The 22758-nt window shown below is 69.5% G+C and carries 19 protein-coding genes; 15 read left to right on the forward strand and 4 right to left on the reverse strand.

What is annotated here, in order from left to right; translation table 11 throughout:
* Positions 1-9 precede the first annotated feature (9 nt).
* On the reverse strand, positions 10-1512 hold the full coding sequence (gene guaB / locus H7A73_RS09325; protein WP_182065721.1) for an IMP dehydrogenase: 1503 nt from the start codon (positions 1510-1512) through the stop codon (positions 10-12).
* A gap of 242 nt (positions 1513-1754) precedes the next feature.
* On the opposite strand from guaB, the gene H7A73_RS09330 reads away from it, so the two are divergent.
* The 7 genes from H7A73_RS09330 to H7A73_RS09360 all read left to right on the forward strand — a co-directional run bounded on the left by H7A73_RS09330 (position 1755) and on the right by H7A73_RS09360 (position 9300).
* Positions 1755-3149, forward strand: a complete 1395-nt coding sequence (locus H7A73_RS09330; protein WP_259362796.1) for a branched-chain amino acid ABC transporter permease — start codon at positions 1755-1757, stop codon at positions 3147-3149.
* Between the two features lie 12 nt (positions 3150-3161).
* The gene (locus tag H7A73_RS09335) at positions 3162-4148 is read left to right on the forward strand and encodes a branched-chain amino acid ABC transporter permease (protein WP_027466698.1); all 987 of its coding nucleotides are present in this window, start codon (positions 3162-3164) and stop codon (positions 4146-4148) included.
* The gene (locus H7A73_RS09340; protein WP_110859529.1) at positions 4141-5031 is read left to right on the forward strand and encodes an ABC transporter ATP-binding protein; all 891 of its coding nucleotides are present in this window, start codon (positions 4141-4143) and stop codon (positions 5029-5031) included. The genes H7A73_RS09335 and H7A73_RS09340 overlap by 8 nt, the downstream gene beginning before the upstream one ends.
* Positions 5028-5834, forward strand: a complete 807-nt coding sequence (locus H7A73_RS09345) for an ABC transporter ATP-binding protein (protein ID WP_247737896.1) — start codon at positions 5028-5030, stop codon at positions 5832-5834. The genes H7A73_RS09340 and H7A73_RS09345 overlap by 4 nt, the downstream gene beginning before the upstream one ends.
* A gap of 145 nt (positions 5835-5979) precedes the next feature.
* Positions 5980-6171, forward strand: a complete 192-nt coding sequence (locus H7A73_RS09350) for a hypothetical protein (protein ID WP_182065722.1) — start codon at positions 5980-5982, stop codon at positions 6169-6171.
* 61 nt (positions 6172-6232) lie between these two features.
* A complete protein-coding gene (locus H7A73_RS09355) occupies positions 6233-7351 on the forward strand; it encodes a GuaB3 family IMP dehydrogenase-related protein (RefSeq protein WP_182065723.1) in 1119 nt (372 codons plus the stop codon).
* A gap of 62 nt (positions 7352-7413) precedes the next feature.
* Positions 7414-9300 (forward strand): glycerol-3-phosphate dehydrogenase/oxidase, encoded by a 1887-nt coding sequence (locus H7A73_RS09360; protein WP_182065724.1) that lies wholly within the window; start codon positions 7414-7416, stop codon positions 9298-9300.
* Positions 9301-9398: 98 nt separating this feature from the next.
* Here the strand turns inward: H7A73_RS09360 and H7A73_RS09365 are convergent, their stop codons facing one another.
* Complete coding sequence (locus H7A73_RS09365) at positions 9399-9902, reverse strand: hypothetical protein (protein ID WP_182065725.1); 504 nt, start codon at positions 9900-9902, stop codon at positions 9399-9401.
* A 75-nt stretch (positions 9903-9977) separates the two neighbouring features.
* Between H7A73_RS09365 and H7A73_RS09370 the strand changes: the two genes are divergently transcribed.
* The 5 genes from H7A73_RS09370 to guaA are packed head-to-tail and all read left to right on the forward strand — an operon-like array spanning position 9978 to position 14779.
* Complete coding sequence (locus tag H7A73_RS09370) at positions 9978-10508, forward strand: cation:proton antiporter regulatory subunit (RefSeq protein ID WP_017885470.1); 531 nt, start codon at positions 9978-9980, stop codon at positions 10506-10508.
* 3 nt (positions 10509-10511) lie between these two features.
* Positions 10512-11963 carry a cation:proton antiporter gene (locus tag H7A73_RS09375; protein ID WP_027466692.1) on the forward strand — a complete coding sequence of 484 codons (1452 nt, stop codon included), beginning with the start codon at positions 10512-10514 and terminating at the stop codon, positions 11961-11963.
* 47 nt (positions 11964-12010) lie between these two features.
* Positions 12011-12745 carry an SURF1 family cytochrome oxidase biogenesis protein gene (locus H7A73_RS09380; RefSeq protein WP_182065726.1) on the forward strand — a complete coding sequence of 245 codons (735 nt, stop codon included), beginning with the start codon at positions 12011-12013 and terminating at the stop codon, positions 12743-12745.
* A gap of 10 nt (positions 12746-12755) precedes the next feature.
* The gene (locus H7A73_RS09385; protein WP_017885467.1) at positions 12756-13202 is read left to right on the forward strand and encodes a DUF3817 domain-containing protein; all 447 of its coding nucleotides are present in this window, start codon (positions 12756-12758) and stop codon (positions 13200-13202) included.
* A complete protein-coding gene (gene guaA, locus H7A73_RS09390; protein WP_182065727.1) occupies positions 13199-14779 on the forward strand; it encodes a glutamine-hydrolyzing GMP synthase in 1581 nt (526 codons plus the stop codon). Before H7A73_RS09385 ends, guaA begins: the two co-directional genes overlap by 4 nt.
* A gap of 326 nt (positions 14780-15105) precedes the next feature.
* On the opposite strand, the gene H7A73_RS09395 is transcribed toward guaA, so the two are convergent.
* Both H7A73_RS09395 and H7A73_RS09400 read right to left on the reverse strand, forming a co-directional pair.
* Positions 15106-15969 (reverse strand): Bax inhibitor-1/YccA family membrane protein, encoded by an 864-nt coding sequence (locus H7A73_RS09395; RefSeq protein WP_182065728.1) that lies wholly within the window; start codon positions 15967-15969, stop codon positions 15106-15108.
* 31 nt (positions 15970-16000) lie between these two features.
* Complete coding sequence (locus H7A73_RS09400; RefSeq protein WP_182065729.1) at positions 16001-17005, reverse strand: DUF817 domain-containing protein; 1005 nt, start codon at positions 17003-17005, stop codon at positions 16001-16003.
* A 106-nt stretch (positions 17006-17111) separates the two neighbouring features.
* Here H7A73_RS09400 and H7A73_RS09405 point away from each other — a divergent pair, with 106 nt between their 5' ends.
* From H7A73_RS09405 to H7A73_RS09415, 3 genes are all read left to right on the forward strand, one after another.
* Complete coding sequence (locus tag H7A73_RS09405; RefSeq protein ID WP_182065730.1) at positions 17112-18122, forward strand: glycerophosphodiester phosphodiesterase family protein; 1011 nt, start codon at positions 17112-17114, stop codon at positions 18120-18122.
* Between the two features lie 12 nt (positions 18123-18134).
* Positions 18135-20576: an ATP-dependent helicase gene (locus tag H7A73_RS09410; protein ID WP_182065731.1), complete on the forward strand. Its 2442-nt coding sequence runs from the start codon at positions 18135-18137 to the stop codon at positions 20574-20576.
* Positions 20577-20675: 99 nt separating this feature from the next.
* Entirely contained in the window at positions 20676-22655 is a 1980-nt protein-coding gene (locus H7A73_RS09415; protein WP_182065732.1) for a LamG-like jellyroll fold domain-containing protein, read from the forward strand.
* The last annotated feature ends 103 nt before the right edge of the window (positions 22656-22758 follow it).

A 22758-nucleotide genomic window follows, 5' to 3' on the forward strand; every position in this document is an offset into this window, starting at 1 on the left:
AACAGCTGACTAGCTGCGGTAGTTCGGCGCCTCGACGACCATCTGGACGTCGTGCGGGTGGGACTCCTTGAGCCCCGCCGCCGTGATGCGGACGAACTTGCCACGCGCCTTCAGCTCGGGGATCGTGCGACCGCCGACGTAGAACATCGACTGCCGCAGCCCACCGGTGAGCTGGTAGACGACGTTGCCGACCGAGCCGCGGTAGGGCACCTGGCCCTCGATGCCCTCGGGGATGAGCTTGTCGTCGTTCGGCACGTCCGCCTGGAAGTAGCGGTCCTTCGAGTACGAGGTCTTCTTGCCACGGGTCTGCAGGGCACCGAGGGAGCCCATGCCGCGGTAGGCCTTGAACTGCTTGCCGTTCACGAACACCAGGTCACCGGGGGACTCGTCGGTGCCGGCCAGCAGCGAGCCGAGCATGACGGTGTCGGCACCGGCCACCAGGGCCTTCGCGATGTCGCCCGAGTACTGCAGGCCACCGTCGGCGATGATCGGCACACCGGCTTCGCGTGCGGCGAGGGAGGCCTCGTACACGGCGGTCACCTGCGGCACACCGACACCGGCGACGACGCGCGTGGTGCAGATGGAGCCCGGGCCGACACCGACCTTGACGGCGTCCACACCGGCGTCGATGAGCGCCTGGGCTCCGGCACGGGTGGCGACGTTGCCGCCGATGACGTCGATCGCGTCGAACGTCGGGTCGGCCTTGAGGCGGCGGACCATGTCGAGCACGCCTTCGCTCTCGCCGTTGGCGGTGTCGACGACGAGCACGTCGACGCCGGCGTCCCGCAGGGCCTCGGCGCGCTGCCAGGCGTCGCCGAAGAAGCCGATCGCGGCACCGACGCGGAGCCGGCCTTCGTCGTCCTTCGTGGCGTCCGGGTACTGCTCGCTCTTGTCGAAGTCCTTGACGGTGATCAGACCGCGGAGCTTGCCCTCGGCGTCGACCAGCGGCAGCTTCTCGATCTTGTGCTGCGCGAAGATGGCGATCGCCTCTTCGGGGTCGATGCCCTCCATCGCGGTGATCAGCGGGGCCTTCGTCATCACGTCGCGCACGTACGTGGTGGCCTGCTCGAACATGGCCACGAAGCGCATGTCGCGGTTCGTGATGATGCCGACGAGGGTGCCGTCCTGCTCGACGACCGGCAGACCGGAGACACGGAACTGGCCGCAGAGCGCGTCGACCTCGGCCACCGTGGCGTCCGGGGTGGTGGTCACCGGGTTGGTGATCATGCCCGACTCGGAGCGCTTGACCTTGTCGACGTACGCAGCCTGGTCCTCGATGGACAGGTTGCGGTGCAGGATCCCGATGCCGCCCTGGCGCGCCATGGCGATGGCCATGCGGGCTTCGGTGACGGTGTCCATCGCGGCGGAGAGCAGCGGGACGTTGACGGAGATCCGCTTGGTGAGCCGGGACGCCGTGGACGCCTCGCTCGGGATGACGTCGGTGTGCCCGGGCAGCAGCATGACGTCGTCGTACGTGAGTCCGATGAATCCGAACGGATCCGGCTGGTCCATGGGTCCCCTTCGTGGGCGAGTGAAGTGTCGAGACACCGGGAACACGACGACGGGTTCCGGATAGGACATGGTAACGCGGGCGGCTGTCGCCGCATTCCGCCTGGAGGCACGGATCGCGCCCGCCTCGGAGCGTTCCTCCACAACGTCACAGTTCGGGTACGAATCACACAGGGAACGTGTTGGAAACACGGGTGTCACAAAATCCCCATAGGTTCCTCGTCATCCGAACGAGAGGCTCTTCCGTGGGATCCATCACTCCTCCGGGACGGGCGCAGCCGCGCCTGTTCCGCCTCCGCCACGCACGACGACGACCGGTCCTGGCGGCCGTGCTCGTCGCCGCGTTCCTGGCGACCTTCCTGATCGACTGGGCGGTCACCCTGCCGGCCTTCAGTGCCACCTCGGCACCGGCCACCAGCCAGGCGTGCACCGTCAGCCCCGACAACGGGTGCATCCAGGGGACGATCACCGACTCCGAGCGTGAACCGGCCGAGGGCGTCGACGTCGACGTGACCGGCCCGAGCGGCTTCGACGAGACGGCCACGACGAACGCCGACGGCCGCTGGTCCGTCAGCGTCGACACGGCCGGCGAGTACACGGTGAGCGTCGACCAGGGCACCCTGCCGAAGGGCCAGTACCTGACGAACGCCGCCGACGCCGACCGCAAGGTGCAGGCGACGCTGAACGCCAATGTCGGGCAGATCTTCCAGCTGTCCGACCAGAAGGGCGCCACCACCTCGGCCGACTCGTCGAGCGTGAGCATGCAGCGCGCCTGGCAGCAGTTCGCCTCGGGGCTCCGGCTCGGGTTGCTCATCGCCCTGGCGTCGATCGGGCTCTCGCTCATCTACGGCACGACGGGGCTGTCGAGCTTCTCGCACGGCGAGCAGGTGACCCTCGGCGGTCTGCTGGCGTACGTGTTCGCCAACCAGCTCGGCTGGAACATCTGGGTCACCGGGATCGTCGTCACGCTGTTGTGCGCCGCGACCGGGTACCTGCAGGACGCCGCGATCTGGCGACCACTCCGGCGCAAGCGCATCAGCCTGACGCAGCTCATGATCGTCACGATCGGTCTGTCGATCGCCGCCCAGTACGCGTTCCAGTACTTCTTCGGCGCCTCGACGGTCCGCATCCAGCAGGGCAACCCGGAGACCGTGCGGTTCGCCGGTGTCACCCTGACGGTGCAGTCCTACGTCGCCATGGGGATCGCGCTCGTGGTCCTCGTCGCGACCGGACTCTTCCTGGCGAAGACGCGCTTCGGACGGGCAACCCGCGCCGTGTCGGACAACCCGGCGCTCGCCGCGGCCTCCGGCATCGACGTCGACCGGGTGATCCGCTTCGTGTGGACGCTCGCCGCCGGCCTCGCGGGACTCTCCGGCGTGATGCTCGGACTCGTCCTGAACGGCGTGAACTGGCAGACCGGGCTCCAGCTGCTCCTGCTCATGTTCGCCTCGGTCACGCTCGGTGGCCTCGGCACCGCGTACGGCGCCCTGGTCGGCTCGATGATCATCGGCGTCGTCGTGGAGCTCACGAACCTGGTGCTCCCCGGTGACTTCAAGTACGCCACCGCCCTCGTCATCCTCATCCTCATCCTGCTGTTCCGGCCGCAGGGCATCTTCGGCCGCGCCGAGCGGATCGGCTAAGGGAGCACGCGCATGGACTACATCCTCAACCTGCTGTCCTCGCTCACCCAGGAGGCACTCGCCCCGACGACGGCGGCGTTCGCGCTGGCCGCGATCGGCCTGAACGTGCACTTCGGGCTCACCGGCCTCGTGAACATGGGCCAGGCGGCGTTCCTGCTGCTCGGTGCCTACGGATTCGCGATCTCGATCACGAACGGACTGCCGTTCGTGATGGCGGTCCTCATCGCCCTGCTCGTCGCGATCGTGTTCGCGATCATCCTCGGCATCCCGACCCTGCGGTTGCGCGGCGACTACCTGGCGATCGTCACGATCTCCGGCGCCGAGATCATCCGCATGGTGGGCCGCTCGAGCCTGCTCACCTCGACCACGGGCGGCTCGAACGGCATCACCGGGTCGAGCTACCGCGACCCGTTCACCGCCCTCAGCCCGCTGCCCGACGGCACCACCACGATCCTGTGGTTCACGTACGCGAACAACGGCGTCAACGGCTGGTGGATCCGCATCGCGGCGTGGGCGATGGTCGCCCTGTTCACCCTGGTGCTCTTCCTGCTCATGCGCAGCCCGTGGGGCCGCGTGGTGAAGGCCATCCGCGAGGACGAGGACGCCGTCCGCTCGCTCGGCAAGAACGTCTACTCGTACAAGATGCAGGCGCTCGTGTTCGGTGGGGCGCTCGGTGCGATCGCGGGCATCATCTACGTGCTGCCGAGTTCGGTGCAACCGGACGCCATGGGCCGCTCGATGACGTTCTTCATCTGGACGGCGCTCATCCTCGGTGGTGCGGCGACGGTGTTCGGACCGGTGCTCGGAGCCGTGCTCTTCTTCGTCGTCCGGCTCTTCATCCGCACGCTGGCCGGCGACTTCATCCCCGACTCGATCATGAACGCGCAGCAGGCCGAGCAGTTCTCGTACGTGCTCGTCGGCGTCGCGCTCATGCTGCTCATCGTGTTCCGTCCACAGGGGTTGCTCGGCAACAAGAAGGAGCTGACGTTCAGTGTCTGAGACCTACGGCCACCCCAAGGCCGACCCGATCCTCACCGTCGACGACGTCACCCGCCGCTTCGGGGGCATGACCGCCGTGGACGTCGACCACCTCGAGGTCCAGCGCGGCTCCATCACGGCCCTGATCGGCCCGAACGGCGCCGGCAAGACCACGTTCTTCAACCTGCTCACCGGGTTCGACAAGCCGAGCCCCGGAGCGAAGACGCAGTTCGACGGCGCCACGCTGCAGAAGACGAGCGCGACGCACATCGCGAACAAGGGCATGGTCCGCACCTTCCAGCTGACCAAGGCGCTGTCCCGGCTCACCGTGATGCAGAACATGCTCCTCGGCGCTCGCGACCAGCCCGGCGAGAACTTCTTCGCCGCCCTGGTCAAGCCGGTGTGGGCGAAGCGGGAGCGCGAGATCACGGCCAAGGCCGAGGACCTGCTCGCCCGGTTCAAGCTCGACACCAAGGCGGACGACTACGCCGGTTCGCTGTCCGGCGGGCAGCGCAAGCTGCTCGAGATGGCCCGAGCGCTGATGTCCGACCCGACGATGATCATGCTCGACGAGCCGATGGCCGGCGTGAACCCCGCGCTCACCCAGTCGCTCCTCGGGCACATCCAGTCCCTGCGCGACGACGGCATGACCGTGCTGTTCGTCGAGCACGACATGCACATGGTCCGGCACATCTCGGACTGGGTGGTCGTGATGGCCGAGGGCAAGGTCGTCGCCGAGGGCCCGGCGGACACGGTGATGGACGACCAGGCGGTGATCGACGCCTACCTCGGTGCGCACCACGACACCGACCTGGGCGACGACTCGCTCCTCACCGAGGAGACCTTCGAGGAACTGGCGGAGGAAGTCGCCGAAGAGGACGCAGCAGAGGAGACGACCCGATGACGGACGCAACGGACCCCACGAACGCGAGCAGTGCCTCCAGTCCGTCCCCGGCGGCCACGCTGGAACGCGAGCCGGTGCTCAGCGCGAAGAACCTCGTCGCCGGCTACCTGCCGGGCGTGAACATCCTGAACGGCTGCGACCTGGACTGCTACCCGGGCGAGCTCATCGGCATCATCGGGCCGAACGGCGCGGGCAAGTCGACGCTCCTCAAGGCGCTGTTCGGGCTCGTTTCCATCCGCGAGGGATCGGTGACCCTGCAGGGTGACGACATCACGAACCTCAAGGCGAACAAGCTCGTGCAGGCCGGTGTCGGCTTCGTGCCGCAGACGAACAACGTGTTCCCCTCGCTGTCCATCGAGGAGAACCTGCAGATGGGGCTGTACCTGCGGCCGAAGAAGTTCGCCGAGCGGCTCGAGGTCATCTACGACCTGTTCCCCGTCCTCGCGCAGCGGCGCAACCAGCGGGCCGGATCGCTCTCGGGCGGGGAGCGGCAGTCCGTCGCGATGGCCCGTGCGCTGATGATGGACCCGAAGGTGCTGCTGCTCGACGAGCCGAGCGCCGGGCTGTCCCCCGTGCGCCAGGACGAGACGTTCCTGCGGACCCGCCGGATCAACAAGGCCGGTGTGTCGATCATCATGGTGGAGCAGAACGCGCGACGCTGTCTGCAGATCTGCGATCGTGGGTACGTGCTCGACCAGGGGAAGAACGCGTACTCGGGCACCGGGAAGGAACTCGCTGACGACCCCAAGGTCATCGAGCTGTACCTGGGGACGCTCGCCAAGGACGTCGACGCACAGCGCTAGCGCTGTCGTCGGCTGCGGGTACCGCTGTGGGGGTGGTATCCGCGACGGGTGGGGCCGTGCGTGGTCGCTTCGCGCCGCACGGCCCCGCTCCTGTACCCGGCCTGGAGGCACGACCCACCCTGCGCGGGTCGGTATCGTTCCGCGGGTGCGCACCTCCGGACCCCTCGTGCTCGACGCCCTCGTCTGGCTCGTGTTCATCGCGCTCTTCGTCGGGGCGGCGTTGCTCGTCAAGGTCGCGGCCGTGCTGCTCGTCGTCCTCGTGGTGCTCGCGCTCCTGCTCGGCTTCGTGCTGCGGGTTCTCCGGAAGCGCCGACGGGCCCCGCGCCGCCCGCGCTGACGACTCCGCCCGCACCGTCCGGCCCGTGCACGCCCCAGAGCCCGCCCGGTAGGCTGTCGGAGTGAGCGAAGTCGAGATCGGTGCAGGCAAGCGCGGACGTCGGGCGTACGCGTTCGACGACATCGCGGTGGTCCCCTCCAGGCGGACGCGTGACCCGCGCGACGTCAACGTGCAGTGGTCGATCGACGCGTTCACGTTCGCGTCGCCGATCCTGTCGGCGCCGATGGACTCCGTGTCCTCGCCGGCGACGGTCATCCAGATGGGCGAGCTCGGCATCCTCGGTGTGCTCGACCTCGAAGGTCTCTGGACCCGCTACGAGGACCCGACCCCGTACTACGACGAGATCAAGTCGCTCACCGACGGCAACGTCACGAAGCGCATGCAGGAGATCTACTCCGAGCCGATCAAGGCCGAGCTGATCACCGCACGCCTGGCCGAGATCCGCGCAGCCGGGGTGCCGGTCGCCGGCTCGCTCAGCCCGCAGCGCACCCAGGAGTTCTCGAAGACGGTCGTCGACGCCGGCGTCGACCTGTTCGTCATCCGCGGCACCACGGTCTCGGCGGAGCACGTCTCCCAGACCGAGGAACCCCTCAACCTCAAGAAGTTCATCTACGAGCTCGACGTCCCGGTGATCGTGGGCGGTGCCTCGACGTACACGTCGGCGCTGCACCTCATGCGCACCGGCGCCGCCGGCGTGCTCGTCGGCTTCGGTGGCGGCGCAGCGTCGACCACCCGCGCCGCGCTCGGCATCCACGCCCCGATGGCCACCGCCGTCGCCGACGTCGCGGGTGCCCGTCGTGACTACCTCGACGAGTCGGGCGGCCGCTACGTGCACGTCATCGCCGACGGCGGGCTCGACACCGCGGGCGACATCGTCAAGGCCATCGCCGTGGGTGCGGACGCCGTCATGCTCGGCACCGCACTGGCCCGTGCGACCGAGGCCCCGGGTGGCGGCTACCACTGGGGTGCCGAGGCGCACCACCCCGAGCTGCCGCGCGGGCGCCGTGTCCAGGTGGGCACGATCGCCCCGCTCGAGAACGTCCTGAACGGTCCGACGCCGACCCACGACGGCCGCGCCAACCTGGTCGGTGCCCTGCGCCGATCGATGGCGACGACCGGATACTCCGACGCCAAGGAGTTCCAGCGAGTAGAAGTGGTCGTGGCGCCGTACCACCAGTGACGGTGGCACCCGGGCACGAACCCGGGTGACGCCTCGGCGCCGACCGTGACCCGGAGGCGACGATGGCGAAGTCCAGCACGACGAAGCAGACCAGCACGGCCGGACGTCCGCGTGACGTCGCGCCCGGCGTGGGGTTCGACCCCGCGGCGAAGCTCGGACCGGACGAACGCGCGGCCGCGATCGAGACCCTGAAGACCAAGGAGCTCGACGTCCTGGTCGTCGGTGGCGGCATCGTCGGGGCGGGCAGTGCGCTCGACGCCGTGACCCGCGGCCTGAGCGTCGGCATCGTCGAGGCCCGCGACTGGGGCTCCGGCACGTCGAGCCGCTCGTCCAAGCTCGTGCACGGCGGCATCCGTTACCTCGAGCAGCTCAACTTCGCTCTCGTCCGCGAGGCCCTCATCGAACGCGGCCTGCTGCTCCAGCGCATCGCCCCGCACCTGGTGAAGCCCGTGCGCTTCCTCTACCCGCTCAACCACCGGGTGTGGGAGCGCTTCTACATCGGGATCGGCATGGCGATGTACGACGTGTTCAGCTGGTCCGGCGGCCGTCCGCCCGGCGTCCCGCACCACCGGCACCTCAGCCGGAAGCAGGTGCTCAAGAACATGCCCGGGCTCAAGAAGGACGCCTTCGTCGGCGGTATGACGTACTACGACGCCCAGGTCGACGACGCGCGCTACGTCGCGTCGCTCGTGCGCACCGCGGCGTCGTACGGCGCCGAGGCGGCGAGTCGCGTCCGCATCGAGGGGTTCATCAAGGTCGGGGAGCGCGTGGTCGGCGCGCAGGCCCACGACATCCAGACCGGCGAACGGTTCGAGATCCGCGCGAAGCAGGTCGTCAACGCCACCGGTGTCTGGACCGACGACACCCAGGCGATGATCGGCACCCGCGGCCAGTTCAAGGTGCGGGCGTCGAAGGGCGTCCACCTCGTCATCCCCCGTGACCGGTTCCAGTCGAACACGGGCATGATCCTGCGCACCGAGAAGAGCGTGCTCTTCGTCATCCCGTGGGGCCGGCACTGGCTCGTCGGCACGACCGACACCGACTGGTACCTCGACAAGGCGCACCCGGCAGCGACCGCGGCGGACATCGACTACATCCTCGAGCACGTCAACAAGGTGCTCGCCGTCCCGCTGACCCGCGAGGACGTCGAGGGCGTCTACGCCGGCCTCCGCCCGCTGCTGGCGGGGGAGTCGGACCAGACCTCCCAGCTCAGCCGCGAGCACGTCGTCGCGCACACCGTGCCCGGGCTCGTCGTCGTCGCCGGCGGCAAGTGGACCACCTACCGGGTGATGGGCAAGGACGCCATCGACGAGGCCGTCGCGGCCATGGACGGCAGGATCCCGGAGTCGACGACCGAGGACATCCCGCTGCTCGGCGCCGAGGGCTACCCCGCCGCGTGGAACCGACGTGCCCGCACCGCGCGGAGCTGCAACGTGCACAAGGTCCGCATCGAGCACCTGCTCAACCGGTACGGCACCCTCGCGACCGAGGTGCTGCAGCTCGTCGAGCAGGACCCCGCGCTCGCCGAGCCGCTGCCGGGGGCCGACGACTACATCGGCGCCGAGGTCGTCTACGCCGCCTCGCACGAAGGTGCCCTGCACCTGGAGGACGTCCTCGCCCGCCGCACCCGCATCTCCATCGAGGCCTGGGACCGCGGCGAGTCAGCAGCGCCCGTCGCCGCGAAGCTCATGGCGGACGTGCTCGGGTGGGACCAGGAGACCACCGAGCACGAGGTGTCGAACTACCTGAAGCGCGTCGCCGCGGAACGGGAGTCGCAGCTGCAGCCCGACGACGAGAGCGCGGACCGCGTGCGGCTCGAGGCCCCGGACATCGCCTTCGGCTTCGACGAGGACGACGTGGTCGTGGGCGGCGGCCGCTCGGACGGCGCCGAGGGCGCGAAGGCCTCCGACGAGCAGGTCATCGGCGAGAAGACGAGCGAGCCGGAGTAGCGAGTCGGAGTAGCGAGTCGTCACCGACGCGACCGGCGTCGCGGACGCGCACGGGCCTCCAGGCCGGAAGACCGGACTGGAGGCCCGTGGTGCGTCCGTCAGACGGCGCGCGCCCGCACGGCGGCGCGGCGCGCGTGCGCCGCCTGGCCGACCACGAGCACCACCGGGATCGCGATGAGCGCGACGAGGCTCGTCACGTACAGCACGCCGGCCCAGATCGTGTGGTCACCACCGTCGGTACCGAAGCCGTCCGCGACGTCCATCCCGAGGGCGAACCCACTCCAGAACGACGCCGGACCACCGAGCACGACCACGGCCAGCAGCACCGCGGCGATGACGTGGGTCGGTGCTCGGGTGACGAGCAGCAGCACCGACAGCCCGGCGGCGAGCACGACCCCGACCGAGGCCAGCGCGATCACGACCACGATGTCGGTCTGCACGTGGAAGCCCTGCTGCGTGAGCTCGGCGTGGATCTCGGCCAGGGTCGCACCGGGGACCGCGGCGAGCGGGTCCAGCACCAGTGCGTTCACCGCCAGCAGTGCCGCGTACAGCGCGACGACCAGCACCCCGACGACGGCGACGACGATCCGTGATCTCCCCATCCACAGAACAGTAGTGCGCGGAATGCGTGGGACCACCGGATGGTTAGCATGGGGGTACTCGAAGAGGGAGCCATCATGGTCGACGTCCATCGCGTCAAACTCCCCGGAGTCGGCGTGCTGCACAGCTTCTACACCGACGACGGTGGCAAGTGCGGTGTCATCACGCACCGGTCGGGTCACTCCGACCTCATCTCGTTCGCCGACGTTTCCGACGGGGCGGACAAGTCCGAGAAGGTCTCGCTGCGTCTCAGCGAAGACGAAGCGCACACACTCGCCGAACTGCTCGGTGGCACCCGGATCACCGAGGGCCTCGACAAGCTCGACGAGATCCCGGGGTTGTCCATCGACTGGTTCTCCGTCGACTACGACGACGCCATCGCGGGCAAGCCCCTCGGCGACCTGCACGACTCGGGCTTCATCGGTTTGACCGTCGTCGCCGTGGTCCGTGGCGACAGCGCCAACCCGGCGCCCTCGTCGGACTTCGTCGTCTTCCCCGGGGACACGATCGTCGTCGCCGGATCCCCCGAGAAGGTCGCCAAGGCGTTCTCCTTCTACCGCAGCGGAGAGCTTGCGGCCGCATCGGCCGAGGCCCCGCGGAAGAGCTAGCGCATGCACCTGGGTGGTGAGCTGCTCACCATCGGTGTGCTCTTCGTCATCGCCTACGTCCTGGGACGGCTCGGCAAGACCATCGGTCTGCCGGCCATCCCGATCTACATGGTGGTCGGACTCGTTGCGAGTCCGAACACGCCGTGGTTCGGGCTGAGCGTCGAGTCCCACACGATCGAGCTCATCGCGACGTTCGGGCTCATCCTGCTGCTGTTCAACCTCGGGCTCGAGTTCGACCAAGAGGAGTTCTACGGCAACGCGGGCAAACTCCTGGTGTCCGGCGGCACCTACGTCGTCATCAACATGGGCGTGGGGTTCGCCTTCGGGTTCTCGCTCGGATGGGGCACCCGGGAAGCCCTGATCATCGCGGGCATGACGGCGACGTCCTCGAGCGCCATCGTGACGAAGCTGCTCATCGAGCTCCGGCGCCTGGCGAACGACGAGACCCCGATGATCCTCGGTGTCACCGTGATCGAGGACGTCTTCATCGCCGTCTACCTGGCGATCGTCTCCGTCGTGCTGTCCGGCGACACCAACGTCTGGGCCGTCGTCGGCAAGCTCGCACTCGCGTTCGGGTTCCTCATCGTGATGTTCACGCTCGCGCGCTTCGCGGGCAAGTGGGTCTCGAAGATCTTCGCCACCCGTGACGACGAGCTGTTCACGGTGCTGTTCTTCGGACTCGCGGTCATGTTCGGCGGCATCGGCGACCTGCTCGGCGTGACCGACGCGATCGGTGCCTTCGTCATCGGCCTGCTCTGCGGAGCGACCCGGTACCGCGATCGCATCGAACAGCTCGCCCTGCCGATGCGCGACGTCTTCGCCGCGTTCTTCTTCGTCAACTTCGGGCTCGGCCTCGACCTGTCGACCTTCGGCGAGGTGCTCTGGCCCGTCCTCGGCGCGATCGGCATGACGGTCGTGCTCAATGCGGTCGCCGGGCAGATCGTCGCCCGGATGAACGGCTTCAACGTCCAACAGGGCATCAACACCGCCGTCATCCTGGTGAACCGTGGCGAGTTCGCGCTGATCCTCGCGACGCTGTCGGCTGCCGCCGGGCTGGAGGCGCGGATCACCGCCTTCGCGGGCCTCTACGTCCTCTGCATGGCCGTCCTCGGGCCGCTGCTCGCGGTGAACTCGGACCGGATCGGCCGCCTCGTGGTGCGCCCGGGTCGGCTCATCCGCCTGCGCGGACGCCTGGGCGGCCGACGTGCCGTCGCCGCCGCAGCCGCAGCCGAGAGCGCCGAAGCGGCCGAGGCCGAGGCGGACGCCACCGCCGCGGCGCGGAAGGCCGAGCGGGACCGCCAGTTCGCCGAGGAGTTCGCCCTCGTCGAGGCTGCTGGCAGGGACGAGCGAGACAATGAGGGGTCCGAGCCGACGTCCGCCCCCGTGACGTCGCCGGTCGAGATCCCCGCCGAGCGCCCCGAGCGCCCGGTCCGACAGCGTGATCCGGAGTACTGATACAGATGTGGGCCGTTGCCCGACGACCGAGGTGGATCGCGCTGCTGTTGCTGGCGCTCGTGCTGGCGGCGGTGTTCGCCGGGCTGGGCAAGTGGCAGCTCGAGCGCTCGATCGCCAATGGCAAACCCCTGCCGGCGACCACCGAGACCCGCCGCACGCTCGAGGCGGTCACCACCCCCGAGCGCCCCGTCAGCGAGAGTCTCGCCGGGCAGAAGGTCACCGTCACCGGGACCTTCGTCGCCGACGACACCACCGTCCTGACCGGCCGCACCGGGGGTGGCGAGTACCAGACCGTCGGCCACCTGGTGGACTCGGACGGTGGGGCGAGCCTCCCGGTCGTCATCGGGTGGTCCGACCAGCGGTCGGCCGCCGTCGCCGGGGGTGAGCGCCTGGCGGACGGGCAGACGCTCACGATCCAGGGTCGCTACTACCCGGCCGAGTCGCCCGACCAGGACGCCTACAAGGAGGGCAAGTACTCCGCAGTCGCCCCCGCCCGGTTCGTGAACACCTGGCCGGCCTTCGACGACCGCATGTACCTCGGGTACGTCGTCGCCGACGGCACCACCGCGAAGGCCGCCGACCTCGGCACCATCGCCGACCGTGCACCGTCGCGCGAGGTCCAGTTCGACTGGCTCAACCTGTTCTACGCGATCGAGTGGGTCGTCTTCGCCGGCTTCGCCGTGTTCCTCTGGTACCGCTTCGTGAAGGACGCCTGGGAGCGCGAGCAGGAAGAGGAGCGCGAGGCAGCGCTCGCCACCGAAGCCGACGTGCTGCAACGGTAGGATTGCCGGCATGGCCCTGACCGTCCGAACCCGTGACATCCCCAAGATCCCGGGGGCGGTGAAGTGGTACCGCGTCTCGGCGTACATCACCGGTGTGCTGCTGCTCGCCCTGGTGGTCGAGGTCATCATCAAGTACACGCCGCTGCAGCTCGAGATGCAGCTCGGCAACGGCCCGTTCTTCGTGCCCAACGGCACGGCGGGCGAGACCCCGGGTACGTTCAACCTGTCGATCGCGATCCTCATCGCCCACGGCTGGCTGTACGTGCTCTACCTCTTCACGGACTTCCGTCTGTGGAGCATCATGCGTTGGAGGCCGTCGCGCTTCCTGCTCATCGCCCTCGGGGGCATCATCCCGTTCATGTCCTTCGTGGTCGAACACCGCATGCAGCAGCGGGCCATGGACACCTACCACGAGCTGATCGCTGCCCAGCAGCGTGAGAAGGAGGCCGCTCGGTGAGCGAGACCGAACAGCGTCCCGTCCTCGTCGTCGACTTCGGGGCCCAGTACGCGCAGCTCATCGCGCGTCGGGTCCGTGAAGCGAACGTCTACAGCGAGATCGTGCCGCACTCCATCACCGCGGACGAGATCCGCGCCAAGGACCCGGCGGCCATCGTGCTGTCCGGTGGTCCGTCGTCCGTGTACGAAGCAGGCGCGCCGTCCCTCGACGGTGACATCCTCGACCTCGGCGTCCCCGTGCTCGGCATCTGCTACGGCTTCCAGGCCATGGCGACCGCCCTCGGTGGCGAGGTCGCGAACACCGGTCTGCGCGAGTACGGCGCCACCGACGTGACGCTCGCCCCCGGCACCAGCACCCTGCTCGGCGACCAGCCGGTGGACCAGGTGACGTGGATGTCGCACGGCGACTCCGTGGCCAAGGCACCGGCCGGGTTCGAGGTGCTCGCCTCGAGCGCGTCGACGCCCGTGGCGGCGTTCGCGTCCGACGAGCGCAAGCTCTACGGCGTGCAGTGGCACCCCGAGGTCAAGCACTCCGTGTACGGCCAGGCCGTGCTCGAGAACTTCCTGCACCGTGCCGCGGGCCTGCCCGGCGACTGGAACTCCAGCAACGTCATCGAGGAGCAGGTCGCCCGCATCCGCGAGCAGGTCGGCTCCGCACGGGTCATCGCCGGGCTCTCCGGGGGTGTCGACTCCGCCGTCGCCGCAGCCCTGGTGCACAAGGCCGTCGGCGACCAGCTCACCTGCGTCTTCGTCGACCACGGGCTCCTGCGTGCCGACGAGCGCAAGCAGGTGGAAGAGGACTACGTCGCCTCCACCGGTGTCCGGCTCATCACGATCGACGCCGAGCAGCAGTTCCTCGACGCCCTCGCCGGCGTGAGCGACCCCGAGCAGAAGCGCAAGATCATCGGGCGCGAGTTCATCCGCACGTTCGAGGGCGCGGCCGAGGCGCTCGTGCTCGAGGCCAAGGCATCCGACTCCGATGCCGAAGTCAAGTTCCTCGTGCAGGGCACCCTCTACCCCGACGTCGTCGAGTCCGGCGGCGGAGCAGGCACCGCGAACATCAAGTCGCACCACAACGTCGGCGGCCTGCCCGAGGACATGACGTTCGAGCTCGTCGAGCCGCTGCGCACCCTGTTCAAGGACGAGGTCCGTGCGGTCGGCCGCGAGCTCGGGCTGCCCGAGGTCATCGTCGGTCGCCAGCCGTTCCCCGGCCCGGGGCTCGGCATCCGCATCGTCGGCGAGGTCACGAAGGACCGCCTCGAGCTGCTCCGCGCCGCCGACAAGATCGCCCGCGAGGAGCTCACCGCAGCCGGCCTCGACCAGGAGATCTGGCAGTGCCCGGTCGTGCTGCTCGCCGATGTCCGTTCCGTGGGCGTGCAGGGCGACGGCCGGACCTACGGGCACCCGATCGTGCTCCGTCCGGTCTCGTCCGAGGACGCCATGACCGCTGACTGGACGCGTCTGCCGTACGACACCCTCGCGAAGATCTCGAACCGCATCACGAACGAGGTGCCCGACGTCAACCGGGTCGTGCTCGACGTCACGTCGAAGCCGCCGGGGACGATCGAGTGGGAGTAGGGCTCCCCTGAGTCACGGAAGGCCCGGTACGCGTCACGCGTGCCGGGCCTTCGTGCGTGCGGGGGTGCGTCGCGGAGGTGCGGGCGTGGGCGCTGCCGGAGCCGTGTTCGTGGGTGCTCACGGGGGCCGTCGAGTGGTCACAACACCCCGCGGGCCCCGTGCCGAGTGGTCAGGAAGTGTCGGCTGGCCCCGGCCCGGGCGACGCTTCGTGACCACTCGGCGGGCGACCGGCGGGGTGTTGTGACCACTGGGTCCCACTGTCGCCGCCGGCCCGGGAACGACGAAGGGCCCCGGCAGTGCCGGGGCCCTTCGCGTGTGCGGTGGTACTAGTTGCGCGAGCTGCTCGCGAGGATGGCGAGGATGCGCAGGATCTCGAGGTACAGCCAGACGATCGTGACGATCAGGCCGAACGCCGCTGTCCAGGCGTAGATGCGGGGAGCACCACGACGGACGCCGGTCTGGATCTGGTCGAAGTCGAGGATCAGCGAGTACGCCGCCATGACCACGACGAGGATGCCGATGATCACGCCGAGCGGGATGCCGAAGATCGTGATCCCGAGGGCACCGAACGCGGTGTCCGTGACGCCGGTCCACATCAGGACCAGGTTGATGAGCGAGAACACCATGTACCCGACCATCGCGACGAGGAAGAAGCGCGTGGCCTTCGGTGTGGCGCGGACCTTGCCCGATGCGAACAGCGCGAGCGTCACGGCGAAGACACCGAGCGTCCCGAACACCGCCTGAGTGACGATGCCACCCCACATCGAGTTGTACGCGCCGGAGATGCCACCCACGAACAGACCCTGGACGAACGAGTACGTCAGGATCAGGCCCGGTGACGGCTTCTTCTTGAAGGTGTTCACGAGGCCGAGCACGAGGCCGACGACCGCCGCGACGATCCACACGACCGGCGGCAGGTTCCAACCGGCCACTGCGCCGACGACGAGCACGCCGAACGCGAGCAGCGTCTTGACGATGGTGTCTTCGTACGACATGCGGTCGGTGTCCACCGCGGACGCGGTCGGGCGGTCGTACATGTACTGCAGCTGCTCGGGGGTCATGCCGCCCTGGGCCTGCTGCGGGGTCTGTCCCCAGCCGGCCTGCTGCTGACCAGCACCGCGCCCGCCCCAGGTGTTTGCCCCCTGTGCGTTGAAGGCGGGGGACTGGTCGAAACCGGGCTTGAAGGCCATGGTGTCCTCTTCCTAGGAGATTCGAGTCCTCTCAGCCTAGGGGCGCTCGGTCGCGGAAGGCTGAGGATTCGCGGCGAGCGGACGCGGGCCCAGCGGGCCCCGTCGAGGGAAGCCTAGGGTCGCCCGCTGCACGCGCGCCCCGAGGACGTCGAGAGTCCGCCGTCGAGCCAGCCGAGTCCGCCCGTCCGGACGACAGCGCCGGGTAGAGCCAGGTGACGAGCGCGACCGAGATCGTCATGAGCAGGAACCACGCCACGATCTTCGTCGGCGCCACCGGCTGCCACACCGCGAGCTGCGCCGGGTAGCTCCACGCCCCGGCCCAGGTCGCGACGTTCTCGGCCGCCCAGATGAAGACCGCGACGAGGGCCATCGCGACGAGGACGGGCATCCGCAGCGTCGCCCGGTGGATCCGCACGTGCATGGTCGTGCGGGCGAAGAGCAGCAGCACGAGCGCGAGCAGCACGTACCGGGCGTCGGCGACGAAGTGGTGGCCGAAGAAGTTCAGGTAGATCCCGCCCGCCACGACCGCCAGCATCCACTGCCGCGGGTACCGGTCGAACCGCAGGTCGAACAGCCGGTAGACCCGCACCATGTACGACCCGACCGCGCCGTACATGAACCCCGAGAACAGCGGCACCCCGGCGACGACGAACAGCCCGCCCGGCTCGTAGGTCCACGAGCCCATGTGGGTCTTGAACACCTCCATCGCGGTGCCGACGACGTGGAACAGCAGGACGACCCGGAACTCACGCACGGTCTCGAGCCCGAACACGAGCATGCCGACCTGCAGCAGCACGGCCGCGATGGTCAGCACGTCGTTCCGCATCGCCGCCGGCACGGTCAGGTGCACCACGGCCATGGTCGCGAGCAGCATCGCCCCGAACGCGCACGCCCAGGCCTGCTTCGCGCCGAACACCAGGAACTCGGTGACGAACAGCCGGACGGGCCGGTGCGGCTGGTGCCCGGCGTCGAGCAGACGGCGTGCAGCCCGGTCGATCCGGGCCTCGACGGCGGTGGAGAGCGAACGGACGGTCATGCGGTGATGCTCGGCGCCGTCGCTGGGAACGACGGCCGCCGGAGCGACGCGTGTGTCCCGCGACACAGGCGCCCCGCTGGTCACCCGCGGCAAGTAGGGTCGCGCCATGACCCTCGTGATCGCCCACCGCGGTGCGTCCGGCTACCGCCCCGAGCACTCGCGGAGCGCGTACGACCTCGCGATCGAGCTCGGCGCCGACGCGATCGAACCGGATCTGGTGCCCACGAAGGACGGCGTTCTGGTGCTCCGGCACGAGAACGAGGTCTCGGGTACCACGGACGTCGCCGACCACCCCGAGTTCCGGCACCTGCGCACGACGAAGACCGTCGACGGGCAGACCCTGACCGGCTGGTTCACCGAGGACTTCACGTGGTCCGAGCTGCAGACGCTCCGCACCCGCGAGCGCCTGCCGGTGCTGCGGCCGGGATCCGCCGAGCACGACGGTGCGCAGCCGATCCTGCGGCTCGTCGACCTGCTCGCGATCCTCGACGCGGCGCCCCGCCCGGTCGGGCTCGTCGCCGAGGTGAAGCACGCCGCGTACTTCGACCGCGCCGGGTTCCCGATGGGTGCACTCGTCGACGCCGCGCTCGGCGAAGCCGGGTGGCGGCAGGACGAGCGGCTCACGGTGGAGAGCTTCGAGAAGGGCGTGCTGCGGGAGCTGCGCGAGCGGGGGACCGGTGGCCGGCTCGTGTACCTCCAGGAGGCCCGTGGCAGCGCCGCGGACGAGGTCGCGTCCCACGGGTCGCTCGCCCCCACCTACGCCGCCGAGCGCTCCGAGGACGCGCTCGCGTCGTTCGCGACCGAGTTCCACGGCATCAGCGTCGACCTCGGCACCCTGATGGCCGGCGTCGACAGCGTCGCGCTCGACGACCCGACGCCGGTGCGCAGCGCGATCGTCGACCGTGCCCACGCCGCTGGACTCGCGGTGTACACGTGGACCCTCCGGCCGGAGAACCGGTTCCTGCCGTCGCCGTTGCGTCGTGGTGGCGACGTCGCGGCCTTCGGCGACTGGGAGCGGTGGTTCACGTCCGTGATCCGCACCGGACTCGACGGGGTGTTCGCCGACCACCCCGACCTGGCGGTGCTCGCCCGGTCTGCTGTCGGGGGTCCCGCCTAGACTGTCCCGGACATGACGATCGTGCTCGACCCCTTCGAATCGACGCCCGAGCCGGGCGCCGGTGCCCGCGCGTACGAAGACCCGTTCACCGCGGGTCTGAACCCCCAGCAGAAGGAAGCCGTCGAGTACCGCGGCGAGTCCCTGCTGATCGTTGCCGGCGCCGGTTCCGGCAAGACGAGCGTGCTCACCCGCCGCATCGCGCTGCTGCTCGCCAACCGCGAAGCCTGGCCGTCGCAGATCCTGGCGATCACCTTCACGAACAAGGCCGCCGCCGAGATGCGCGAGCGCGTCCGGGCCCTGGTCGGTGGCGAGGCCGAGGGGATGTGGATCTCCACCTTCCACTCGGCGTGCGTGCGCATCCTGCGGCGCGAAGCCGAACGGTTCGGGTTCCCGCAGTCGTTCACGATCTACGACTCCGCCGACTCCAAGGCGCTGCTGAAGCGGATCATCAAGGAGCTCGAGGCCGACTCCCTCGGGCTGACCGTCGGCGCCGCGGCGTCGAAGATCTCGAAGCTCAAGAACGAGCTGCAGGACATCGACACCTACGCGCGCAACATCAACGTGAACGACCCGCAAGAGGTCATGTTCACCGAGGTGTTCCGGCGCTACACGAACGAACTCCGGCGGGCGAACGCGTTCGACTTCGACGACCTCATCGGGCAGACGGTGTTCCTGTTCCGCGCCTTCCCGGACGTCGCCGCCCTGTACCAGCGCCGCTTCCGGTACATCCTGGTCGACGAGTACCAGGACACGAACCACGCCCAGTACGCCCTGATCCGTGAGCTCACCCGCCCGGTACCGGTCGAACAGGTCGACAAGCTCGAGGACTCCGGCCAGCACGTCGCCCGGATGCGCGAGACCGACGGCTCGATCGCCCCCGCGTCCCTGACGGTGGTCGGCGACTCCGACCAGTCCATCTACGCCTTCCGCGGGGCGGACATCCGCAACATCGTCGAGTTCGAGCGGGACTTCCCGAACTCCAAGACGATCCTGCTCGAGCAGAACTACCGCTCGACGCAGAACATCCTCGACGCGGCGAACGCCGTCATCGCGAACAACTTCGACCGCCAGGCGAAGAGCCTGTTCACCGACGTCGGTGCCGGCGAGAAGATCGTCGGCTTCACCGGGTACACCGGCCACGACGAGGCGCAGTTCGTCGCCGACGAGATCCAGCGCCTGCGGGAAGACGGCATGGACTACCGCGACATGGCGGTGTTCTACCGGACCAACTCGCAGACCCGTGCGCTTGAGGAGATCTTCATCCGTGCGGCGATCCCGTACCGGGTGCTCGGCGGCACGAAGTTCTACGAGCGCGCCGAGATCAAGGACGCCATGGCGTACCTGATCACCGTCGCCAACCCGGCCGACCCGATGGCCCTGCGCCGCATCCTCAACGTGCCCAAGCGCGGCATCGGCTCGGTCACCGAGACCACGCTGCAGCGCTACGCCGACGAGCACGAGACCACGATGCGCGACGCCCTGCGACACGCGGGCGAGCTCGGGTTCGGACCGAAGGTGCGGAACGCCATCACCGAGTTCGCGGCGCTGCTGGACTCCGTGTCCGAGAAGGCCCCGTCGCAGCCGGTGGTCGACACCCTGACACAGCTGCTCGACGGCTCCGGGCTGCTCGACAACCTGCGGAAGTCGCCCGACGCGCAGGACGCGGCCCGTGCCGACAACATCGACGAGCTCGTGGCCGTGACGCGTGAGTTCCAGAAGAACAACCCCGAGGGCACGCTGTCGGACTTCCTGACCGAGGTCTCGCTCGTCGCCGCGGCGGACGAGCTCGACGACTCCTCGGGCACGGTCTCGCTGATGACGCTGCACACCGCGAAGGGTCTGGAGTACGACGCGGTGTTCCTGACCGGCGTCGAGGAAGACCTGCTCCCGCACCGGATGTCCGCCAACGAACCCGGCGGGCCGTCGGAAGAGCGACGGCTGTTCTACGTGGGCATCACGCGCGCCAAGAAGGTCCTGTTCCTGTCCCTCGCGATGACCCGTGCCCAGTTCGGTGACGTCAACGTGGCGATGCCCTCGCGCTTCCTGCAGGAGATCCCCGAGGGGCTCATCGAGTGGAAGCAGTCCCCGGGCATGGCGAACAGCCGCGGTGGCACGCAGCCCCGTGCCCTGAACGCCAAGCGCGACGGCGGCTTCGGCGGCGGCGGTGGCGGCTACCGCGGCGGTGGTGGTTGGGGTGGCGGCTCGTACGACCGCGCAGCGGCGGCCTCGAAGACCCGCCCGAAGACCGAGTGGGCGAACCGGGTGTCCGGGCAGGTGCGCGACAACGGCGACATGGAACTCGTCCCGGGCGACCGCATCAAGCACGTCGACTTCGGTGAAGGCACGGTGTCCGCGGTGACGGGGCAGGGTGCCAAGCGCATCGCGGAGATCGCGTTCGACTCCGCGGGCCGCAAGAAGCTCCTCATCAAGATCGCCCCGATCGAGAAGCTGTAGGAGCCCTCACCGGTCCACACCGAACCGGCAGCCGCAGCCGGTCTGGGGTTCACGGAACGGACCCGGGGCGTTCCCCCGCGATCCGTACGGTGCGGTGCTGTGGAGAACAGCCCTGACGACCGCGACGGCACCGACGACCACGCCGGAGAGCGCAGCAAGCGCATCCCGGTCTCCCGCCGGGGCTTCCTGGTCGGATCCGGGCTCGCCGGTGCCGCCGGTCTCGTGGCGTCGAACGGCCTCGGCAGCGCCCCGGCCGTCGCCGATGCGCTGACCGCGGGACCCGCCGTGGCTCCGGCGGTGCTCGGCGGACCGGTCGCGGCCGCTCAGGCTGCGGTGGTGCGCGGACACACCGGACGGTGGCGCCCGGACACGACCTCGCCGCGCTTCACCGTCGCGGTGATGCCGGACACGCAGTACATGTTCGACGGCGCCGCGGTCGACCCGGCGCCGATGCGGGCTTCGCTCGAGTACGTCGTCCGCGAGCAGGCCCGGCACAACATCGTGTTCCTCGTCCACCTCGGCGACCTGACCCAGAACGGTGCGGCGTCCGAGATGCGCGCGTCCGGTGCGGTCTTCGACGTGCTCGACCGAGCCGGGGCGCCCTACAGCGTGCTCGCCGGCAACCACGACGTCGATCCCTCGACCGACGACCAGCGCGGCCGGACCCCGTACCTCGACGTGTTCGGTCCGCAGCGGTTCCGGAAGGCCCCCGGCTGGATCGGCTCGAGCCCGGACGGGTACAACACCGCTCACCGGTTCACCGCGGCCGGCCGCGAGTGGGTCGTCCTGGCGCTCGACTGGCGGACGAGTGCGAGCGGGCTCGCCTGGGCCAGCTCCGTGCTCGCGGTCCGGCCGCACGCTCCGGTGATCCTCACGACGCACGCCCTCGTCGACTCGGACGCCAGCGGCGGGGCGGCGTTCGACCCCTACGGGCAGCAGCTTTGGGACTCCTTCATCACGAAGCACGACCAGGTGTTCCTGACGCTCAACGGGCACTACTGGGGGCCGGGACGCACGACGGCGAAGAACGCCGTGGGGCACGACGTCGCGCTGCACCTGACCAACTACCAGAACCGCTACTACGGCGGGGCGGCCATGATCCGGCTGTACCACGTCGATGTCGAGCGGAACGTCATCGACGTCGAGACGCTGTCGCCCTTCCTGCTCGCCGGCGGACTCGGCGACGCGAACGAGCTCGCAGCACAGGAGACCGCGCTCAGCGGCGACGTCGACCGCTTCACCATGGCCGTGGACTTCGACGCGCGCTTCGCGGGGTTCGCGCTGGTCGCACCACGGGCCTCCCGGCCGGCGGCACGCATGCTGGTGCCGGGGACGTTGGCGTACTGGCGGTTCGACGGCAACCCGGACGGGGCGGCGCTCGCGCCGACGACGCGGGTGCGCGACCAGAGCGGGCGGGGGAACGACCTGGTGGTCGCCCGCCGGACCGGTGCCGTCGCGGGGGCGCTGCGCTGGACGGCGGCACACCATCCAGACCAGCCGGGTGCCGGCAGCCTCGCGCTGCAGGGCGGCAAGTCCGGCGGCGACCACCTGCAGACCATCGACACGGCTCCGCTCAACCGGACCCGGTTTCCCCACGGCTACACGGTCGAGGCGTTCTTCGCCCTGCCGACCACGTTCGACCCGAGCGCGAACGGGTTCAGCGCCCTGCTGTCGCAGTACTCGAGCGCCGGCCAGGTGGGGAAGGCGACCGGATCCGACGGCGACCCGGACGAGCCCGCCGTGACGCTGAGCCTGTCGGGGGACCGCGAGCTGCAGTGGTGCGTGTACCCGACGAGCCAGGACGGATCGCTGACGAACTGGGGGCACGAGTTGCCGCTCGGCGCCTGGTGGCACGTTGCCGTGGTGAACGACGGGACGCACACCGTGCTGTACGTCGACGGATGTCCGGTCGTGCGGAACCCGTCCACGCCGAACCGCGGTCTGAGCACGATCGGCAAGCCGTGGTTGCTCGGTGGGTACCGCTACGGCGGACAGCTCGACCAGGTGTTCGTCGGATCGATCGGCGACGTGCGCATCGTCGGCCGGCCCCTGCAGCCGAGCGACTTCATGAACGCCTGACGCCCCGGCGGGCGGACGCCGACCCGCGCGGCGATTGGGCGCCCGGCGCGTCCGGCAGACGGGCGTCTGACACGCCCGGCCTGCCAGAGCGCCCCTAGTTCGG

This window comes from Curtobacterium sp. ME12, assembly GCF_903970855.1.
GTDB classification, from domain to species: domain Bacteria; phylum Actinomycetota; class Actinomycetes; order Actinomycetales; family Microbacteriaceae; genus Curtobacterium; species Curtobacterium poinsettiae_A.

Excerpts from the sequence above, each read along its gene's own strand:
- guaB (WP_182065721.1), bottom strand. The coding sequence starts at position 1,512 with ATGGACCAGCCGGATCCGTTCGGATTCATCGGACTCACGTACGACGAC.
- H7A73_RS09405 (WP_182065730.1), top strand. The coding sequence starts at position 17,112 with ATGACCCTCGTGATCGCCCACCGCGGTGCGTCCGGCTACCGCCCCGAG.
- H7A73_RS09370 (WP_017885470.1), top strand. The coding sequence starts at position 9,978 with ATGGTCGACGTCCATCGCGTCAAACTCCCCGGAGTCGGCGTGCTGCAC.
- H7A73_RS09335 (WP_027466698.1), top strand. The coding sequence starts at position 3,162 with ATGGACTACATCCTCAACCTGCTGTCCTCGCTCACCCAGGAGGCACTC.
- H7A73_RS09365 (WP_182065725.1), bottom strand. The coding sequence starts at position 9,902 with ATGGGGAGATCACGGATCGTCGTCGCCGTCGTCGGGGTGCTGGTCGTC.
- H7A73_RS09385 (WP_017885467.1), top strand. The coding sequence starts at position 12,756 with ATGGCCCTGACCGTCCGAACCCGTGACATCCCCAAGATCCCGGGGGCG.
- H7A73_RS09400 (WP_182065729.1), bottom strand. The coding sequence starts at position 17,005 with ATGACCGTCCGTTCGCTCTCCACCGCCGTCGAGGCCCGGATCGACCGG.
- H7A73_RS09360 (WP_182065724.1), top strand. The coding sequence starts at position 7,414 with ATGGCGAAGTCCAGCACGACGAAGCAGACCAGCACGGCCGGACGTCCG.
- H7A73_RS09395 (WP_182065728.1), bottom strand. The coding sequence starts at position 15,969 with ATGGCCTTCAAGCCCGGTTTCGACCAGTCCCCCGCCTTCAACGCACAG.
- H7A73_RS09345 (WP_247737896.1), top strand. The coding sequence starts at position 5,028 with ATGACGGACGCAACGGACCCCACGAACGCGAGCAGTGCCTCCAGTCCG.
- H7A73_RS09375 (WP_027466692.1), top strand. The coding sequence starts at position 10,512 with ATGCACCTGGGTGGTGAGCTGCTCACCATCGGTGTGCTCTTCGTCATC.
- H7A73_RS09410 (WP_182065731.1), top strand. The coding sequence starts at position 18,135 with ATGACGATCGTGCTCGACCCCTTCGAATCGACGCCCGAGCCGGGCGCC.